The sequence below is a fragment of the Streptomyces adelaidensis genome (assembly GCF_016598475.1).
Lineage (GTDB): Bacteria > Actinomycetota > Actinomycetes > Streptomycetales > Streptomycetaceae > Streptomyces > Streptomyces adelaidensis.
On sequence record NZ_JAEMUX010000006.1, the window covers coordinates 38136 to 54274 of the forward strand.

The 16139-nt window shown below is 71.6% G+C and carries 20 protein-coding genes; 9 read left to right on the top strand and 11 right to left on the bottom strand.

Features of this window, described 5'->3' with window-relative positions:
- Window positions 1-163 precede the first annotated feature (163 nt).
- From I8N67_RS04785 to I8N67_RS04795, 3 genes are all read left to right on the top strand, one after another.
- Window positions 164-1189 carry a DEDDh family exonuclease gene (locus tag I8N67_RS04785; RefSeq protein ID WP_200301308.1) on the top strand — a complete coding sequence of 342 codons (1026 nt, stop codon included), beginning with the start codon at window positions 164-166 and terminating at the stop codon, window positions 1187-1189.
- Window positions 1190-1267: 78 nt separating this feature from the next.
- Complete coding sequence (locus I8N67_RS04790) at window positions 1268-1501, top strand: metallothionein (protein WP_200301309.1); 234 nt, start codon at window positions 1268-1270, stop codon at window positions 1499-1501.
- Between the two features lie 93 nt (window positions 1502-1594).
- A complete protein-coding gene (locus tag I8N67_RS04795; protein WP_200301310.1) occupies window positions 1595-2392 on the top strand; it encodes an SURF1 family cytochrome oxidase biogenesis protein in 798 nt (265 codons plus the stop codon).
- Between the two features lie 6 nt (window positions 2393-2398).
- Here the strand turns inward: I8N67_RS04795 and I8N67_RS04800 are convergent, their stop codons facing one another.
- The 4 genes from I8N67_RS04800 to I8N67_RS04815 form a co-directional block, all read right to left on the bottom strand.
- Window positions 2399-3352 carry a hypothetical protein gene (locus I8N67_RS04800; RefSeq protein WP_234045075.1) on the bottom strand — a complete coding sequence of 318 codons (954 nt, stop codon included), beginning with the start codon at window positions 3350-3352 and terminating at the stop codon, window positions 2399-2401.
- 99 nt (window positions 3353-3451) lie between these two features.
- On the bottom strand, window positions 3452-3649 hold the full coding sequence (locus I8N67_RS04805) for a YbdD/YjiX family protein (RefSeq protein WP_200301311.1): 198 nt from the start codon (window positions 3647-3649) through the stop codon (window positions 3452-3454).
- Window positions 3646-5799, bottom strand: a complete 2154-nt coding sequence (locus I8N67_RS04810) for a carbon starvation CstA family protein (RefSeq protein ID WP_200301312.1) — start codon at window positions 5797-5799, stop codon at window positions 3646-3648. The genes I8N67_RS04805 and I8N67_RS04810 overlap by 4 nt, the downstream gene beginning before the upstream one ends.
- 52 nt (window positions 5800-5851) lie before the next feature.
- Window positions 5852-6070, bottom strand: a complete 219-nt coding sequence (locus I8N67_RS04815; protein ID WP_200301313.1) for a DUF3311 domain-containing protein — start codon at window positions 6068-6070, stop codon at window positions 5852-5854.
- Between the two features lie 167 nt (window positions 6071-6237).
- On the opposite strand from I8N67_RS04815, the gene I8N67_RS04820 reads away from it, so the two are divergent.
- Genes I8N67_RS04820 through I8N67_RS04840 form a run of 5 tightly spaced genes read left to right on the top strand, consistent with a single transcriptional unit; the run spans window position 6238 to window position 11377 of the window.
- Window positions 6238-7794: a sodium:solute symporter family protein gene (locus I8N67_RS04820; RefSeq protein ID WP_200301314.1), complete on the top strand. Its 1557-nt coding sequence runs from the start codon at window positions 6238-6240 to the stop codon at window positions 7792-7794.
- Complete coding sequence (locus I8N67_RS04825; protein WP_200301315.1) at window positions 7791-8474, top strand: sigma-70 family RNA polymerase sigma factor; 684 nt, start codon at window positions 7791-7793, stop codon at window positions 8472-8474. Before I8N67_RS04820 ends, I8N67_RS04825 begins: the two co-directional genes overlap by 4 nt.
- The gene (locus I8N67_RS04830; RefSeq protein WP_200301316.1) at window positions 8471-8764 is read left to right on the top strand and encodes a hypothetical protein; all 294 of its coding nucleotides are present in this window, start codon (window positions 8471-8473) and stop codon (window positions 8762-8764) included. Before I8N67_RS04825 ends, I8N67_RS04830 begins: the two co-directional genes overlap by 4 nt.
- A 49-nt stretch (window positions 8765-8813) precedes the next feature.
- The gene (locus tag I8N67_RS04835; RefSeq protein ID WP_200301317.1) at window positions 8814-10616 is read left to right on the top strand and encodes a glycoside hydrolase family 15 protein; all 1803 of its coding nucleotides are present in this window, start codon (window positions 8814-8816) and stop codon (window positions 10614-10616) included.
- 5 nt (window positions 10617-10621) lie between these two features.
- Window positions 10622-11377, top strand: coding sequence for an SDR family oxidoreductase (locus I8N67_RS04840; protein WP_200301318.1), 756 nt, complete (start codon window positions 10622-10624; stop codon window positions 11375-11377).
- A gap of 68 nt (window positions 11378-11445) precedes the next feature.
- Here I8N67_RS04840 and amaP read toward each other — a convergent pair whose 3' ends face one another.
- Genes amaP through I8N67_RS04865 form a run of 5 tightly spaced genes read right to left on the bottom strand, consistent with a single transcriptional unit; the run spans window position 11446 to window position 13856 of the window.
- Window positions 11446-12024: an alkaline shock response membrane anchor protein AmaP gene (gene amaP / locus I8N67_RS04845; RefSeq protein WP_200301319.1), complete on the bottom strand. Its 579-nt coding sequence runs from the start codon at window positions 12022-12024 to the stop codon at window positions 11446-11448.
- Window positions 12025-12030: 6 nt separating this feature from the next.
- The gene (locus I8N67_RS04850; RefSeq protein WP_200301320.1) at window positions 12031-12756 is read right to left on the bottom strand and encodes a DUF6286 domain-containing protein; all 726 of its coding nucleotides are present in this window, start codon (window positions 12754-12756) and stop codon (window positions 12031-12033) included.
- Window positions 12753-13127, bottom strand: coding sequence for an Asp23/Gls24 family envelope stress response protein (locus I8N67_RS04855; protein ID WP_200301321.1), 375 nt, complete (start codon window positions 13125-13127; stop codon window positions 12753-12755). Before I8N67_RS04855 ends, I8N67_RS04850 begins: the two co-directional genes overlap by 4 nt.
- On the bottom strand, window positions 13124-13309 hold the full coding sequence (locus tag I8N67_RS04860) for a hypothetical protein (protein WP_054232254.1): 186 nt from the start codon (window positions 13307-13309) through the stop codon (window positions 13124-13126). Before I8N67_RS04860 ends, I8N67_RS04855 begins: the two co-directional genes overlap by 4 nt.
- Before the next feature lie 58 nt (window positions 13310-13367).
- A complete protein-coding gene (locus I8N67_RS04865; RefSeq protein ID WP_200301322.1) occupies window positions 13368-13856 on the bottom strand; it encodes an Asp23/Gls24 family envelope stress response protein in 489 nt (162 codons plus the stop codon).
- An 84-nt stretch (window positions 13857-13940) separates the two neighbouring features.
- Between I8N67_RS04865 and I8N67_RS04870 the strand changes: the two genes are divergently transcribed.
- Window positions 13941-14669: a nucleopolyhedrovirus P10 family protein gene (locus I8N67_RS04870; RefSeq protein WP_200301323.1), complete on the top strand. Its 729-nt coding sequence runs from the start codon at window positions 13941-13943 to the stop codon at window positions 14667-14669.
- A gap of 36 nt (window positions 14670-14705) precedes the next feature.
- On the opposite strand, the gene I8N67_RS04875 is transcribed toward I8N67_RS04870, so the two are convergent.
- Entirely contained in the window at window positions 14706-15497 is a 792-nt protein-coding gene (locus tag I8N67_RS04875) for an enoyl-CoA hydratase/isomerase family protein (RefSeq protein WP_200301324.1), read from the bottom strand.
- Between the two features lie 125 nt (window positions 15498-15622).
- Window positions 15623-15844 carry a helix-turn-helix domain-containing protein gene (locus tag I8N67_RS04880; protein WP_006123601.1) on the bottom strand — a complete coding sequence of 74 codons (222 nt, stop codon included), beginning with the start codon at window positions 15842-15844 and terminating at the stop codon, window positions 15623-15625.
- Window positions 15845-16139: the final 295 nt, after the last annotated feature.

The following is a 16139-nucleotide window of genomic DNA, read 5'->3' on the forward strand; positions in this document are numbered from 1 at the left end:
GTGGTACGCGCTTGCTTCTTGGAGTCCTCCACCAATCGGCTGGAATTCGGAACTCCTCTCCGCCGGGCGGGGCTTCATCGCCCGCGCGGACAGTCCCGGGGCACTCGTCGAACCGCTCGGCCGGGTAACACGCTGTCAGTCGTGGCCCGTATCCTCATTGACCATGCTCGAAGACCACACGACCGCAGCGTCCCAGGCGCCTTGGCCGACCGCGTATCCGCAGGGGTACGCGGTCGTCGACGTGGAGACGACCGGGCTGGCCCGGGACGACCGGATAATCTCGGCGGCCGTGTACAGACTGGACGCGCGGGGCGAGGTCGAGGACCACTGGTACACGCTGGTCAATCCGGAGCGGGATCCGGGGCCGGTGTGGATCCACGGTCTGACGAGCGACGTGCTCGAAGGGGCGCCGCTTTTCGGGGAGATCGCGCAGGAGTTCTCGTCACGGCTCGCGGACCGCGTGCTCGTCGCGCACAACGCGGTGTTCGACTGGTCGATGATCGCCCGGGAGTACGCGCGCGCGAAGAGCGAGGCGCCGGTGCGGCAGCGGCTGTGCACGATCGCGCTGTCGAAGGAGCTGGGGCTGCCGCTGCCGAACCACAAGCTGGAGTCGCTGGCCGCGCACTTCGGGGTCGTGCAGCAGCGGGCGCACCACGCGTTGGACGACGCGCGGGTGCTGGCGGAGGCGTTCCGGCCGAGTCTGCACGCGGCGGCCGGTCGGGGCGTACGGCTGCCGCTGCTGGAGTGCCGGCCGCTCACGGAGTGGTCCGGCTCGACGACGATCGGGCGGCAGGCGTCCGGTGGTTATCCGTCCTCCGGCGGCTATCAGTCGTCCGGGGGCTATCAGCCGGGCAGTTGGCGGCCCTCGCGCAAGCGGACCCCGTGCCCTTATCCCAACCCCGGCCGGTACAAAGACGGCAAACCTCTCAAGCAGGGCATGCGGGTCGCCTTCTCGGGCGACACGTCGGTGGACCGTGAGCTGCTGGAGGACCGGGCGGTGGAGGCCGGGCTGCATGTGGCGACGAGTCTGTCCCGCGTGACCAGTCTGCTCGTCACCAACGACCCGGACTCGGGTACGTCGAAGACGGTGAAGGCCCGGCAGTTCGGGACGCCGGTGATCGACGAGGCGGCGTTCGGGCAGCTGCTGCGCGATGTGGAGCCCGCCAGGTCTCCTGCGGACGGAGCCTGACGGGCGTACGGGTGATTGGCGGGCGACTCGCCCGCCGTCCGCTCGCCCGTGCCGCGTCGGCGCCGCACCCTGTGGCGCATGGCACGTTGCGAAGTCTGCGGAAACGACTACGGCATGACGTTCGAGGTGCACGCGCAGGGCGCGGTGCACGTCTTCGACTGTTTCTCCTGCGCGATCCACCGCATGGCCCCCATCTGCGAGCACTGCCGGGTGCAGATCATCGGCCAGGGCGTCGAGGTCGAGGGGCACTGGTACTGCGGCGCCCACTGCGCCCGCGCCGAGGGGAAGGCGGGAATCGTCGACAAAGCCTGACCCCACTCCCCCACCGGCCCCGGGCCCTCCCCCACGAGCCCCCAGCACACACCCGCCCGAACACACCCCACGACCGAGTTGTACGGTCGTGGGGTGTACCGCTTCCTCTTGTCCCGGCAGTGGGTGATCCTCACTCTGCTCGCACTCCTCCTGATCCCGACCATGGTCAGGCTGGGCATTTGGCAGATGCATCGCTATGAGGAGCGCAGCGCGCGGAACCAGCTCGTCGCCGACGCGCTGGCCGCGGAGCCGGAGCCCGTGGAGCGGCTGACGTCCCCCGGGCACACCGTCACCAGCGCCGATCGCTACCGGAGCGTGACCGCGAAGGGCCGCTTCGACACCGATGACGAGGTCGTCGTCCGCCGCCGTACGAACTCCGACGACGAGGTCGGCTTCCATGTACTGACCCCGTTCGTCCTCGACGACGGCAAGGTCCTGCTCGTCAACCGCGGCTGGATCCCGGCGGACGGTCCGAGCCAGACCGCGTTCCCCGAGATCCCCGCACCGCCCGCCGGAGAGGTCACCGTCACCGGCCGGCTGATGCCCGACGAGACGACCGAGGCGAGCGGCATCAAGGACCTCAAGGGGCTGCCGGACCGCCAGATCATGCTGATCAACAGCGAGCGGGAGGCCGAGCGTCTCGGCGGTCAGGTGCTCGGCGGCTACCTCGCTCTCAAGGCGCCCGAGCCGAAGGGCGACACCCCGGAACTGCTCGGCAGCCCCGGCGACGAGAACGCCGCGCTGAACTACGCGTACGCCCTTCAGTGGTGGCTCTTCGCCACCGCGGTCCCCGTCGGCTGGGTGATCCTGGTCCGCCGCGAGCGCCGCGACCGCGAGGAGGCGGCCGGCGCCGAGGAGGAAGAGCGGGAGACCGCGCCGACTCCGGCGTAGCGGGCCTCATGTCCGGCCACGGCCGGTCGCCCTGTCCCGCCAGTAGGCGAACGTGCGTTCCGGCTCGGGCAGCAGGTCCCACGGGTGGCGGGTCATATGGCGGCCGAGGCGGCAAAAGACGAGGGCGGCCTCGGGCGGGCGGTGGGCGCGGGTCAGCGCGAAGGCGAGGACGTTGAGGTCGGTGACGGCTTCGGCGTGCGGTACGGCGTCGAGGTCGAACCAGCTCTTCAGCGCCATGTCGATCTCGGCGACGGCTCTCGGCTCGTTCCAGTTGCCGCCCGAGCCGAGGGCCTCCAGAGGCGTCACCCCTCGGCGATGGGCCATGAGTTCGACGCGGGCCGCGACAGGCAGCGCGGCGAGCGGTGAACCGTGCGGTGCGCGGGCGGCGGCCTGCCAGGCGAAGTCCATCATGTCGGGGACGGTGCCGTGGCCGCGCGGCGACAGGTAGCGCAGCAGCCGGTGGTAGGACGTCCGGAGCCAGGGCGCCCGGTCGACGGCCTCGGTCCACACGGGCACGGCGTCCTTGACCGGCACGGCGCAGGAGTACATCAGGGACAGCAGCGCCAGCCAGGGCATGGGGTCCTCGGGACAGGCCTCGGCGGCGCGGAGGCAGGACTGTTCGGCGCGGCGGACGGCGGTGTGCCCGTCGGCCGGTGCCCGGCCGGACTCGACGAAGGCCCGCAGTACGAGGGCGTCACCGTCCCCCGGCCGGTCGGCGGCCCACCGCTGCGAGACGGCGGCGGGCAGACACCGCGCCAGTACGGCGACCCGGTGCGCCCGGCGGTCCCAGTCCCGTCCGGTGGCCCGCAGCAGTTCGGCCACCGGTTCCCACGGGGGGCGGGTGCGGCCCGCGCCGAGGCCGTGGAGCTGCTGGGCGGGCCGGAGTTCGGCCAGGGTCCTGTGCAGGAGGTCGTCGTCGAGTTCGGGGCGGGTCAGCAGGGAGGATCGGCGTCTCAGCATCTGGGTCTCCCCGGGACGAATGACGGGTGGAGGGGCGCTGTGCGGGAGGGTCGGCAACCGCTCTGCGGATGCCGGCCCTCCCGGCCCGGGATCAGCGGCTCAGCAGCAGCGGCCCTGCGGATGCGCCTCCCGGTGCAGGGTCCGCAGCACGTCGTACTCCCGTCGGCTCGGCACCGGGGCCTGCGGGTGGTGGCGTCGGTGCCGCTCGCAGTAGCGGTCGTACTCCGCCTCCCCGGTCAGCTCGCGCAGGTACCAGAGCACGGTCCGCGCCCAGCGCCGGGCGTGCCGGGCGGTCACCGGCCGGCCCCCACCAGCGCCTCGTCGGACTGTTCCGGCAGGTCGATGCGGGACTCGACGTACGGGGCCTCGGTGGACGGCAGCGGGACCGGGGAGCGTACGGCTCGGACGCACACCACGGCGCAGTTGACCAGGACCGTGAGGACCAGGAGCAGGAAGACGGCCATGAGCACGCCGTCCACGGTGTTGTTGAGCACGATGGTGTGCATGTCGTCCACGTTCGTGGCGCCCGGCAGGAGTTCGCCCTTGTCGATGGCCTCGGCGTACGTGTCCCGCAGGGCGAAGAAGCCGATCTTCGGGTCGGCGGAGAAGATCTTCTGCCAGCCGGCGGTGAAGGTGACGGCCACGTCCCAGACGAGCGGGATGCCGGTGACCCAGGCCCAGCGCAGTTTGCCGGACTTGATCAGCAGGGTGGTGGTGACGGCGAGGGCCACGGCGGCGAGCAGCTGGTTGGCGATGCCGAAGAGCGGGAAGAGCTGCTTGATTCCACCCAGCGGGTCGGTGACGCCGGCGTAGAGGAAGTAGCCCCAGGCGCCGACGACCAGGGCGCTGGTGATCCAGATGCCGGGCTTCCAGGTGACGCGGCCGATCGGCTTCCAGACGTTGCCGAGCATGTCCTGGAGCATGAAGCGGCCCACGCGGGTGCCGGCGTCCACCGTCGTCAGGATGAACAGGGCCTCGAACATGATCGCGAAGTGGTACCAGAAGGCCTTCATCCCGGCGCCGCCGAACACTCCGGCGAAGATCTCCGACATGCCGACGGCCAGGGTGGGGGCGCCCCCGGAGCGCCCCACGAGCGTCTGCTCCTCGACGGCCTTGGCCGCCGCCGTCAGCTGGTCCGGGGTGATGGTGAAACCGAGGTTCTTGACCGCTTCCGACGCGGTCTCCACGGTCGGGCCGAGCAGCGCGGCCGGGGAGTTCATCGCGTAGTACAGGCCCGGTTCGAGGACGCACGCGGCGATCAGCGCCATCACGGCGACGAAGGACTCCGTGAGCATGGAGCCGTAGCCGATCAGCCGGACCTGGGACTCCTTCTGGATCAGCTTCGGGGTCGTACCGGAGGAGACCAGCGCGTGGAAGCCGGACAGGGCGCCGCAGGCGATGGTGATGAAGAGGAAGGGGAAGAGGGAGCCGGCGAAGACCGGTCCGGCGCCCGTGGAGGCGAATTCGGTCACCGACTCGGCCTTCATGGTCGGGGCGGCGATCACGACGCCCACGGCCATCAGGGCGATGGTGCCGACCTTCATGAATGTCGACAAGTAGTCACGGGGGGCCAGCAGCATCCACACCGGGAGCACGGAGGCGACGAAGCCGTAGCCGACCAGGCAGAAGACCAGGGTCTCGGGGCTCCAGACGAAGTACTCGGCGAGCGAGGAGTCCTGGATCCAGCCGCCGCCGAGGATGGCGAGCAGCAGCAGGCCCACGCCGATGAAGCTGGTCTCCACGACCTGGCCGGGCCGCAGATAGCGCAGATAGAAGCCCATGAACAGGGCGATGGGGATGGTCATGGTGACCGAGAAGGTGCCCCAGGCGGACTCGGCGAGGGCGTTCACGACGACCATCGCCAGCACCGCGAGCAGGATGATCATGATGGCGAAGACACCGATCAGCGCGGCCGCGCCGCCCACCTTGCCGATCTCGTCCCGCACCATCTGACCGAGGCTCTTGCCGTCCCGGCGCATGGACAGGAACAGCACGATCATGTCCTGCACCGCACCGGCGAAGATCACGCCCGCGATGATCCAGACCGTGCCCGGCAGATAGCCCATCTGCGCGGCGAGCACCGGGCCGACCAGCGGGCCGGCGCCGGCGATGGCCGCGAAGTGGTGGCCGAACAGCACCCGGCGGTCGGTGGGGTGGTAGTCGACGCCGTCCTCGAGCCGTTCGGCCGGGGTGGCGCGGGTGTCGTCGAGCTCCAGGACCCGGCGGGCGATGAACCGCGAGTAGAAGCGGTAGGCGATCGCGTACGAGCCGAGGGCCGCCATGACCAGCCAGACGGCCGAGATCTCCTCACCCCGGGACAGGGCGAGCACGGCCCAGCCGATCGCGCCGACGAGGGCGACGGCGGTCCAGAGCGCGATCGATTTCGGCGACATACGGGACTTTTCCGGCGCCCCGCGACCGGATTCGGGCATGGCTGATGTAGGCATGGCGGCTCCTGATCTCAATGGGTGTTACGGCAGGACAAGAAAGGGGTGTGGCTCAGCGATGTCGGTCCCGCTCCGTCAGCGCGTACGCGGCGAGCAGGCACAGACCGCATCCCGGGACCCAGGCGAGCTGGTACCAGTAGAAGAACGGTGTGCCCGCCAGCCGTGGCTCCGCGCCGGCGTACCAGGGGACCCACAGCAGGCCCGCGGCGGGCGCGAGGAGCAGTACGGCGATCGCGACGCGCCGTAGCCGGTGATGACCGGTCCGTGTCATGACCTGTGCTCCTCTCCCGCTTCCTGTGGGTCTGTGCAAGAGTTGCCCACCCGCTGGATCTGGTTGACAGCGAATTTCCAGAACATTTCTGCCGGTTCCGTGTCCTCCGAACCGGCCGGTCGCGCAACCACCAGGCGAGGGCTCAGGCACACCAAGGACGGTGACCCATGGCTGACGTTGCCATGACCGCGACGTTTCTCGCCGTGATCGGCGGGGCGTCGCTGCTCGCCGTCACCGCGCGCCGGCTGCGCCCCAGCGACCGGCTGCCGTCCCTGGAGGGCTGGGCGCTGGCCGACCGGAGCCTCGGCCCGGTGTGGACCTGGCTGCTGCTCGGCGGCACGATCTTCACCGCGTACACCTTCACGGCCGTACCGGGACTGGCGTACGGCAACGGGGCGCCCGCCTTCTTCGCGGTGCCGTACACGGTGATCGTCTGCCCGCTCGCCTTCGTGCTGCTGACCCGGCTGTGGGAGGTGGCCCGGCGCCACGGGTATGTGACGGCCGGGGACTTCGTGCGCGGGCGGTACGGTTCGGCGCCGCTCGCCCTGGTGGTGGCGCTGACCGGGATCCTCGCGACGATGCCGTATCTGGCGCTGCAGCTGCTCGGCATCCGGGCGGTGCTGACGGCCGGGGGCGTGTATCCGCGGGGCGTGGCCGGTGATCTGGTGATGGTGGCGCTGTTCGCGGGGCTGGCGGTGGCGACGTACCGGCACGGGCTGCGGGCGCCCGCGGTGATCTCGGCGCTGAAGGCGGTGGCCGTCTTCGTGTCGCTGACCGCCGTGTGCTGGCTGGTGCTGAGGCGGTTCGGCGGTCCGGGCGCGGTCTTCGAAGGGGCCGCCGCGCGGCTGAGCGGAACCGGCGTCGAAGGGTCCGCCCTGCTGCTGGCCCCCGAACAGCAGCCCGCCTACGCGACCCTCGCGCTCGGCTCGGCGCTGGCCCTGCTGATGTACCCGCACGTCCTCACGGCCGGGTTCGCCGCCGACGGGCCCCGCACGGTCCGCAAGGTCGCGGTGGCGCTGCCCGCCTGGACCGCACTGCTCGCGCTGTTCGGCTTCCTCGGTGTCGCGGCGCTCGCCTCCGGGGTGCGGGCGCCCGAGGGCGGTGCCGAGGCGGCCGTACCGATGCTGGTGGACCGGCTGATGCCGGGACCGCTGGCCGGACTGGTGTTCGGCGCGATCACCGTGGGCGCACTGGTCCCGGCGGCGGTGATGTCGATCGCGGCCGCCACCGGCTTCGTCCGCAATGTGTACGTCGAGTACTTCCAGCCCACGGCCACGCCGAAGCGGCAGGTGCGCATCGCCAAAATGGTGTCGCTGACCGCGAAGGTGGGGGCGGTGGCGTTCGTGTTCGGGCTGCGCGACCAGGACGCCATCAACCTCCAGCTCCTCGGCGGGGTGTGGATCCTGCAGATCTTCCCGGCCGTGGCGGTCGGCCTGTTCACCGGGCGACTGCATCCGCGGGCGCTGCTCGCCGGGTGGGGCGTGGGCATGGTGACCGGCACGTTCCTGGTGGTGCGCGAGGGCTTCTCGTCGATCGTGCTCCTGGGCGGCGGCTCGCTGGAGATCTACGCCGGTCTGCTCGCCCTCTTCCTCAATCTGACCGTCGCCGTCCTCGGCACCACGGTCCTCGAACGGCTCGGCGTCCCGCGCGGCGCCGACGCGACCGACCTACCGTCCCGCCTGACCGTCAGGCGGCGCCCCGAGACGGGAGCGAGCAACTCGTGAGACGCAGACAGCACATACGCGTGCCGGTGCCCCCGGCGGCTCCGGCATCCGTCACCGCCGCCGAGCCGCCGGCCGGCTTGCGGTCCCCTCCGGCCGCCGAGCCGCTGGGCGGTGTGCCCGCTCCGGCCGCCGAGCCGCTGATTCCGAACCCCGCGCTCCCGCCGGGCGCCCTCGGCGATCCGGCCGATGTGGAGCGCGAGGCCGGTGTCGCCCGGCTGTTCGAGCTGCACTACTCCTCGATGCTGCGACTCGCGGTGCTCCTTGGCGCCGACGATCCCGAGAACGTGGTGGCCGAGGCGTACTACCAGATCTACCGCAAGTGGCGGCGCCTCAGGGACGCCGAGGCGGCGGAGGCGTATCTCCGCTCCACGGTCTGCAACCTCACCCGGATGCGGATACGGCATCTCCAGGTCGCCCGCAAGCATGTGGAGACCCCGGCGGTGCACGAGCCGGTCGCCTCCGCCGAGAGCACCGCGCTGCTCCACGACGACCAGCGGATGCTGATCGTCGCGCTCCAGCAACTGCCCGCGCGGCAGCGGGAGGCGCTCGTGCTGCGCCACTGGCTGGGGCTGAAGGAGAGCGAGATCGCGGCCGCGATGGACATCTCCTGCGGCTCGGTCAAGACCCACACCGCACGCGGCCTCGCCGCCCTGACCCAGGCGATGGAGGCCCGGCGATGAACGACACCACCGGTAACGACACCGGGCAGGAGCGCACCGAGCGGGAGTTGGCCGAGGCCCTCGCCGCGCTGGCCGGCGGTGTCCATGCCGCCCCCGACGCCTACCGCACGGCCCGCGGCGACTGGCTCCGCCGCGAGCGCCGCCGCCGCCTCGTCCTCGCCGTACTCGTCCTGCTCGTCTTCGCCCTCGCCACCCTGCTCGGCCTCTGGGTCCTCAACCAGGCCCCGTCCGGGACAGGGGTGATCTTCTCGGGGGTGGGCGGAACGACAGCGGGGACCGGACCGGGCTGATCGACGGGTTCCCGGACTGATCACCGCCCACCCAGGGAACCCGTCCCCCGTGCACCCCCCTATCGAGGACTACGCGCTGATCGGCGATCACCAGACGTCCGCTCTGGTGAGCCGCCGCGGTTCCATCGACTGGCTCTGCCTGCCCCGGTTCGACTCGGCCGCCTGCTTCGCCGCGCTGCTCGGCGACGAGGAGAACGGCCACTGGCGGTTGGCACCCAGAGGGGCAAAGGCCTGTGCGAGGCGGGCGTACCGGCACGACACGCTCGTCCTCGACACCGAGTGGGAGACGGACGAGGGTGCGGTGCGGGTGACGGACCTGATGCCGCAGCGCGACCGGGCGCCCGATGTCGTCCGGATCGTGGAGGGCCTGTCCGGCCGGGTGACCGTGCGCAGCACCCTCCGGCTGCGCTTCGACTACGGCTCGGTCGTGCCGTGGATGCGCAGGTCGGACGGTCACCGGGTGGCGGTCGCCGGCCCGGACGCGGTGTGGCTGCGCAGCGAACCCGGGGTGCGGACCTGGAGCGAGGACCGCGCCACGTACGCCGAGTTCACGGTGGAGCCGGGCGAGAAGGTCGCGTTCGTGCTGACCTGGCACCCCTCGCACGAACCCCGCCCGGGCCTCGTCGACCCGCACGAGGCGCTGCGGTCGAGCGTCCACGACTGGCGGGCCTGGGCGGGGCGCTGCCGGTACGACGGCCCGTACCGGGATGCCGTGGTCCGCTCCCTGATCACCCTCAAGGCCCTCATCTACGCCCCGACCGGCGGCATCGTCGCGGCCGCCACCACCTCGCTCCCCGAGGAGATCGGCGGGGTCCGCAACTGGGACTACCGGCACTGCTGGCTGCGCGACTCCACCCTCACCCTCGGCGCGCTGCTGTCCTGCGGCTACCAGGAGGAGGCCGAGGCCTGGCGTGACTGGCTGCTGCGCGCGATCGCGGGCGACCCGGCGGACCTGCAGATCATGTACGGCCTGGCCGGTGAGCGGCGCCTCCCCGAGTGCGAGCTGCCGTGGCTGGCCGGCTACGCGGACTCGCGACCGGTCCGGGTCGGCAACGACGCCGTACGGCAGTTGCAGCTGGACGTGTACGGCGAGGTCATCGACTCCCTGTTCCTGTCCCGGCGTTCGGGACTGCCCGGCAAGCCGCACATGTGGCGCATGCAGTGCGCGCTGATGGACTATCTGCGGTCGGCCTGGCGGAAGCAGGACGAGGGGCTGTGGGAGGTGCGTGGGCCGCGCCGGCACTTCACGCACTCCAAGGTGATGACCTGGGTCGCCGCCGACCGGGCCATCCGCACTCTGGAGGGCGACCCGAAGCTGACCCGCGGCGACCTCGACGCCTGGCGCGCCCTGCGCGACGAGGTCCACCGCGAGGTGTGCGAACGCGGCTTCGACGCCGACCGCAACACCTTCACCCAGTCCTACGGCTCCCGCGAACTCGACGCCGCGCTGCTGCTCATCCCCCGGGTGGGCTTCCTGCCGCCGGACGATCCCCGTGTCGTCGGCACGGTCGACGCGATCCGCGAGGAGCTGAGCCACGACGGATTCGTCCGCCGCTACAGCGCCGACCACCTCGGGGCCAGGACCACCCCCGTCGACGGGCTGCCGGGCGGCGAGGGCACGTTCCTCGTCTGCTCGTTCTGGCTGGCGGACGCACTCCATCTGACGGGCCGTACGACGGAGGCGCGCGAGCTGTTCGAACGGCTGGTGGGGCTGGTCAACGACGTGGGGCTGCTCGCGGAGGAGTACGACCCGGTCGCGGGCCGGCAGCTGGGAAACTTCCCGCAGGCGTTCAGCCATGTCGGTCTCGTGGGCACCGCCCTCGCCCTCTTCGACGGGGAAGAGGCAGGATAGGGACCATGGATCTTGGGCTGAAGGACCGTGTCTACATCATCACCGGAGCGACCCGCGGGCTGGGCAACGCGGTCGCGCGCGAACTCGTCGACGACGGCGCGAAGGTGGTCGTCACGGGCCGCGAGGAGAAGACCACGGCCGAGGCGGCGGCCGCGCTCGGGCCGAACGCCGTGGGGGTCGCCGCGGACAACGCCGACCCGGAGGCCGCCGGCCGGCTGATCGCCGCCGCCCATGAGCACTTCGGGGGCTTCGACGGCATCCTGGTCAGCGTGGGCGGGCCGACGCCCGGCTTCGTCGCCGACAACACGGACGAGCAGTGGACCGCCGCGTTCGAGTCGGTGTTCCTGGGCGCGGTCCGCCTGGCGCGGGCCGCCGCGGAATCGCTCCGTGAGGGCGGCGTCATCGGGTTCGTGCTCTCCGGGTCCGTGCACGAGCCGATTCCGGGGCTGAGCATCTCGAACGGGCTGCGTCCCGGCCTCGCGGGCTTCGCCAAGTCGCTCTCCGACGAGCTGGGCCCGCGTGGGATTCGGGTGGTCGGGGTACTGCCGGCTCGTATCGACACGGACCGCGTACGCGAGCTGGACGGGTTGTCCGCCGATCCGGCGGCGACGCGGACCGCGCACGAGTCGCGGATTCCGTTGCGGCGGTACGGGCGGCCGGAGGAGTTCGGGCGTGCGGCGGCTTTCCTGCTGTCTCCGGCCGCGTCCTATCTGACGGGTGTGATGCTGCCGGTGGATGGTGGGATGCGGCACGGGTTCTGAGGAGCCGTTCTTCGGCCGCGGCTTGTGGGTGGGTCGCTCACGCGGTTCCCCGCGCCCCTGAAGGGCGCTCAGCTCACCCTTTGCGCACGGTGCTTGGCCCCCCGCAGGCGTACCTCCGTCGGCAACTCCGCCAGGCCCGCCGAGTTCTGGGCGTTGGTGATCGCCTCCGTGGTGAGGTGGTGGAGGGCGTCGCCGGGGTTCACATGGGGCTGGAGCATCAGGCGGACCCTGGCCTCGGGGGCGTTGCGTCGGCCGGTGAGGCGGGCCCGGGCGCGTGCGACGCCGTCCGACCCGGTCGCCTCCGTGGTGAGTACGCTTTCCAGGGCACGCCCTCGCAGCAGCGCGCCGTCGCCGTCGCCGGTGTCGACGAGCACCTCGCTGAGCCGGTGGCGGCGCAGCACGGCGGTCAGCCACCACAGGGCGAGCAGGACCAGGAGGGCGAGTACGGCGATGACGGTAGGCCACCACCAGCCGTCGTCGCGCCACCGGGTGCGCTCGGCGGTGCTGAGCAGCACGTCGTGCCGGTCGTCGTGCGGCCACCAGGAGGGCGGGTCCGCGCCGAGTCCCACGGCGAGGACGGCGCCGCCGCCCACGACGAGCAGAACCCCGACGGTCCCGAGCAGCACCCTGTTGACGATTCTCAGCATCGCGTCTCACCCCTTCCGGCCGGGCCGGCGTACATGCACCGACAGGGCGGGGGGCCGGGCCAGGCCCAGCCCCCGGATGCCGTCGGCGAGCGTGACGTCCAGGTCGGCCCGTACCTCGTCGAGTTCCCGGAAGTGGGCGACCGCGCGGACGTCGGCTTTCTTCCGTCCCATCCGGACCCGTACGGACTGCACACCGGAGACCTCCATGGCCCGGTCGCGCAGGGCGAGCGCGGCGGCGCCCCGGTGCAGTCCGGCCCGTACGTGGGGGTGCACGCGCCGCATCGGCAGGACGTCGCGCAGCCCGGGGGTGGCGGCGAGCACGAGCAGCCAGAGGCCGAGGAGTACGACCACCGCGGCGCCGCCGAGCACCCAGGCGTCGTCGAGGGGCCGCTCGGCGAGCTGCCGGGCCAGCGAACGGCGCCACTCCATGCCGGGCCGGTCGGCGCGGACGGCGGCGACGTCGTACAGGAAGAACCCCGCGCCGCCGAGGAGGACGACCGCGACGATGCCCGCGGGGACTCTGCGTGCGGACCAGAAGCGCTTCTCCCCGCCGCCGTTCTCGCCCTCGAGGACGGGCGGCGGGTCGTAGGCGGCGGCGGACGCCGACTGATCCGGCGGGTCCCTCGGATCCCTCGGGTCCCGCTGGTCCGGATCGGGGTCGGTCGTCCCGTCGGCCTTCTCCATGACCGGTAGTCGTCGAGTGGTGCCTTCGGAGCGCTGGGGTTCGCTCATCGCGTCCTCCCCTGTGCCACGTCGTGTGCGTGCGCCAGGTGCAGCCGTTCCACTTGGACGGCCACGTCCGATACATGCATTCCCGCCAACGTCCCTACCCGCTCGGCGACATGGCGACGCACCGCAGCGCATTGGCCACCGATGTCCGAGGGGTAGGGGAGTTCGAGACTGACGCGGACGCGCGCGGTCTCACGCGAAATGACGACGGTGGCGTACGGGGGCGCGGAGTCCGGCGGCAACGCTTGAAGTGCCTCGCGCGCCGCCTGCCCGGCGATCTTCGCGACCACCCGGTCAGCGATCCGGGTCGCCCCGCGCTCACCGGACGCGACGGCCTGCGTCCCCGTACGACGGCCGCTGCCCTCGGGGTTCATCGGCGCCGGTCGTCACGCGGGCGGAAGAAGTCGCCCAGGTCCAGGTCCCCCTCCAGGAACCGGCCGACGACGAAGCCGACGGCGCCCAGCGCGGCCACCAGCAGAAAGGCACCGAATCCGCCGAAGTACCCGGCGAAGCCCAGCGCCATTCCGGCGATCATGCCGATCACGGCCAGACTCATGCTGTGCTCCTAGGGGCTCGGACACTCCTGCCGCACTCTTCTGGGGCCTTGACTCCGCTCATTGCAGCCGGGACTCCGGTTCCTCGTCCTCCTCGTCCGGCAGCTTCACATCGCTGACGGCGATATTGACCTCGACGACCTCCAGGCCCGTCATCCGCTCGACAGCCGAGACGACGTTCTCGCGCACGGCCCGGGCGACATCGGCGATGGACACGCCGTAGTCGACGACGATCTCCAGGTCCAGGGCGGTCTGCACCTCGCCGACCTCGGCCTTCACACCCCGGGTCACGGACTTGGTGGAGCCGCCGGGCACCCGGTCGCGTACGGCCCCGAAGGTCCGGGACAGCCCGCTGCCCATGGCGTGCACACCGAGCACGTCGCGCGCGGCGAGCCCGGCGATCTTCTCCACGACACCGTCGGCGATCGTGGTGCGCCCCCGGGTCGCCGGATCGCCGCCACCGCGCCGGGTGGCCTTGCGCCCGACCTGCACCGACTCCTTGGTGGTGTCGGGTTCCTCCGTCCGGTTCCGCTCCGTCATGCCAGTCATGGCACACCCCTTCCGTTTGTCCTCCTTCGCCCACATTAAGCTCGCTTGCACCGCCGCGCGCCGGGGATGCGGCAAGCTGGAGCAATGACGGCGGACAACTGGACGAAGGCGGTACGACGGCAGCTCGGCCTCGGCCGCGTACTCCCCCTGGGCGGCGCGGGGGACGGCGCGTGGATCACGGAGAGCGCGACCGAAGCGGTACTGCGCCGCACGGCCGCCTCGGTGCGCGGGATCGGCCTCGGCCCGCTCCGTATCTCGCTCGCCGACCCGGAGGGGCCGTACGACGATCCCGGCGTGCCGCCTCCCCCGAGCGCCCTCCCGCCCGGCCCTCTGCGCATCACCGCCGACTTCACGGCCTTGGCGGGCCCGGCCGCCGAGCCCTTCCCGGCGACGGCGACCCGGCTGCGCACAGCGCTGACCGCCTCCGCCACTGAACGGCTCGGACTGCTGGTGACAGAGGTGGACCTGCGGGTGACGGACCTGCGGGAAGACGAGGAGGAGCCCCCCGGCGCGGCCCCCGAGCCCCCGCCCGCCGGGCCGTCCCTGCCCACCGGCGACGACGAGGAGTCCCGGGTGCTCGCCGCGGCCGTGTCCGTCCCGGGCGTCATCCGCCTGACCGGCGCACTCGGCGGCCCGGGCCGCGCGATCCACATCGACACGGGGCCCGCCCTCCCCCGCCGCCATGTCCGTGTGGAGCTGGCGGTGACAGAGGGGAGGCGGGCCCTGGACGTGGCACGCGAGGTGCGCACAGCGGTGAGCGCGGCACTACCGGACCATCCGTCGGTGGCGGTACTCGTCACCGATGTCGAATGAACGTCGCCGCCACTCGTCCCGTCGGCTGAACGCCGGCTACTCCCCGACGCCCGCCAGATCCCGCAGCCGCCGAGCCTGCGCGGCTCGCTCCGCCGCCCGCTGCTCGTCGTACGAACGGCCCGACGCCCCGCTCAGCAACGCCTTCGTCTCGATCACCGCGGCCCGCGGCGCGGCCACCAGCGCGGCCGTCAAGTCCCGTACTGTGTCGTCGAGTTGGTCCCCGGGCACGGCAAGGTTCGCGAGGCCGATGCGCTGGGCCTCGTCCGCCTGGACGAAGCGGCCGGTGAGGCAGATCTCCAGTGCGCGGGCGTAGCCGACGAGGCTCACCAGCGGATGCGTCCCGGTGAGGTCGGGGACGAGCCCGAGGCTGGTTTCGAGCATGGCGAACTGCACGTCGTCGGCGACGACGCGCAGATCACAGGCGAGGGCGAGTTGGAAGCCCGCACCGACGGCATGCCCCTGGACGGCGGCGATGGACACGATGTCGCTCCGCCGCCACCAGGCGAACGCCTCCTGGTACTCGGCGATGGTCGAGTCGAGCTCGGCGTCGTCACGGCGCGCGAGATCGATGAACGACGGCTCCCCTTCGATGCCTTCGGGCGTGAACATCTGCCGGTTGAGGCCGGCGGAGAACGATTTGCCCTCGGCCCGCAGCACGACCACACGGACGGAGCCCGGCACCGACCGCCCGGCCTCGGTGAGCGCCCGCCACAGAGCGGGGCTCTGTACGTTGCGCTTGGCCGGATTGGTCAGCGTCACCGTGGCGATCGCGTCGTCGACGGTGAGCCGTACGCCATCCTTGTCGAGCAGCGGTTCGAGCGAAGCCATGGGGCGCCTCCGATGAGTGCGGTCAGCAGAGCGATGGAGCATTGCTAAGTGACTGCACAGTAACCACCCGGTCGATCAGCTGACCGACCGGGTGGCCACCATCGAAGCCGATGGGCCGCCCGGCGTCAGGCCGATGCGGCCTTCTTGCCCCGCGTCGCCCCGCCACGCCCTCGAAGCGTGACGCCCGATTCGCTGAGCATCCGGTGTACGAAGCCATACGAGCGGCCGGTTTCCTCGGCCAGTGCTCGAATGCTCGCACCGGAGTCGTACTTCTTCTTCAGGTCTGCCGCGAGCTTGTCGCGCGCGGCGCCGGTAACCCGGCTGCCCTTCTTCAGAGTCTCGGCCACCCGGTCCTCCTCATGGGAAGTGCGCTCTGGTCTCCTCATGATCACCCCTCCGGGGCGTGATGGCCACCCATTCGGCAAGGTCCGTGGGACAAGGTTTTGACGACAGGAGCGCGTCCCCACGAGTGGAATCTGTGATTCCGCCCAGCGGCGTCCGTACGGCCGAACGGGTTGTTCCGCGAAGTGCCAGGTCAGAGACGCACGACGGCCGAGCCCCGCACACAGTGGGGCTCGGCCGTGAAATCGGTGTAGGACACACCTCGGTACGAGGAGATCTCACACAGATGATGGATCACGG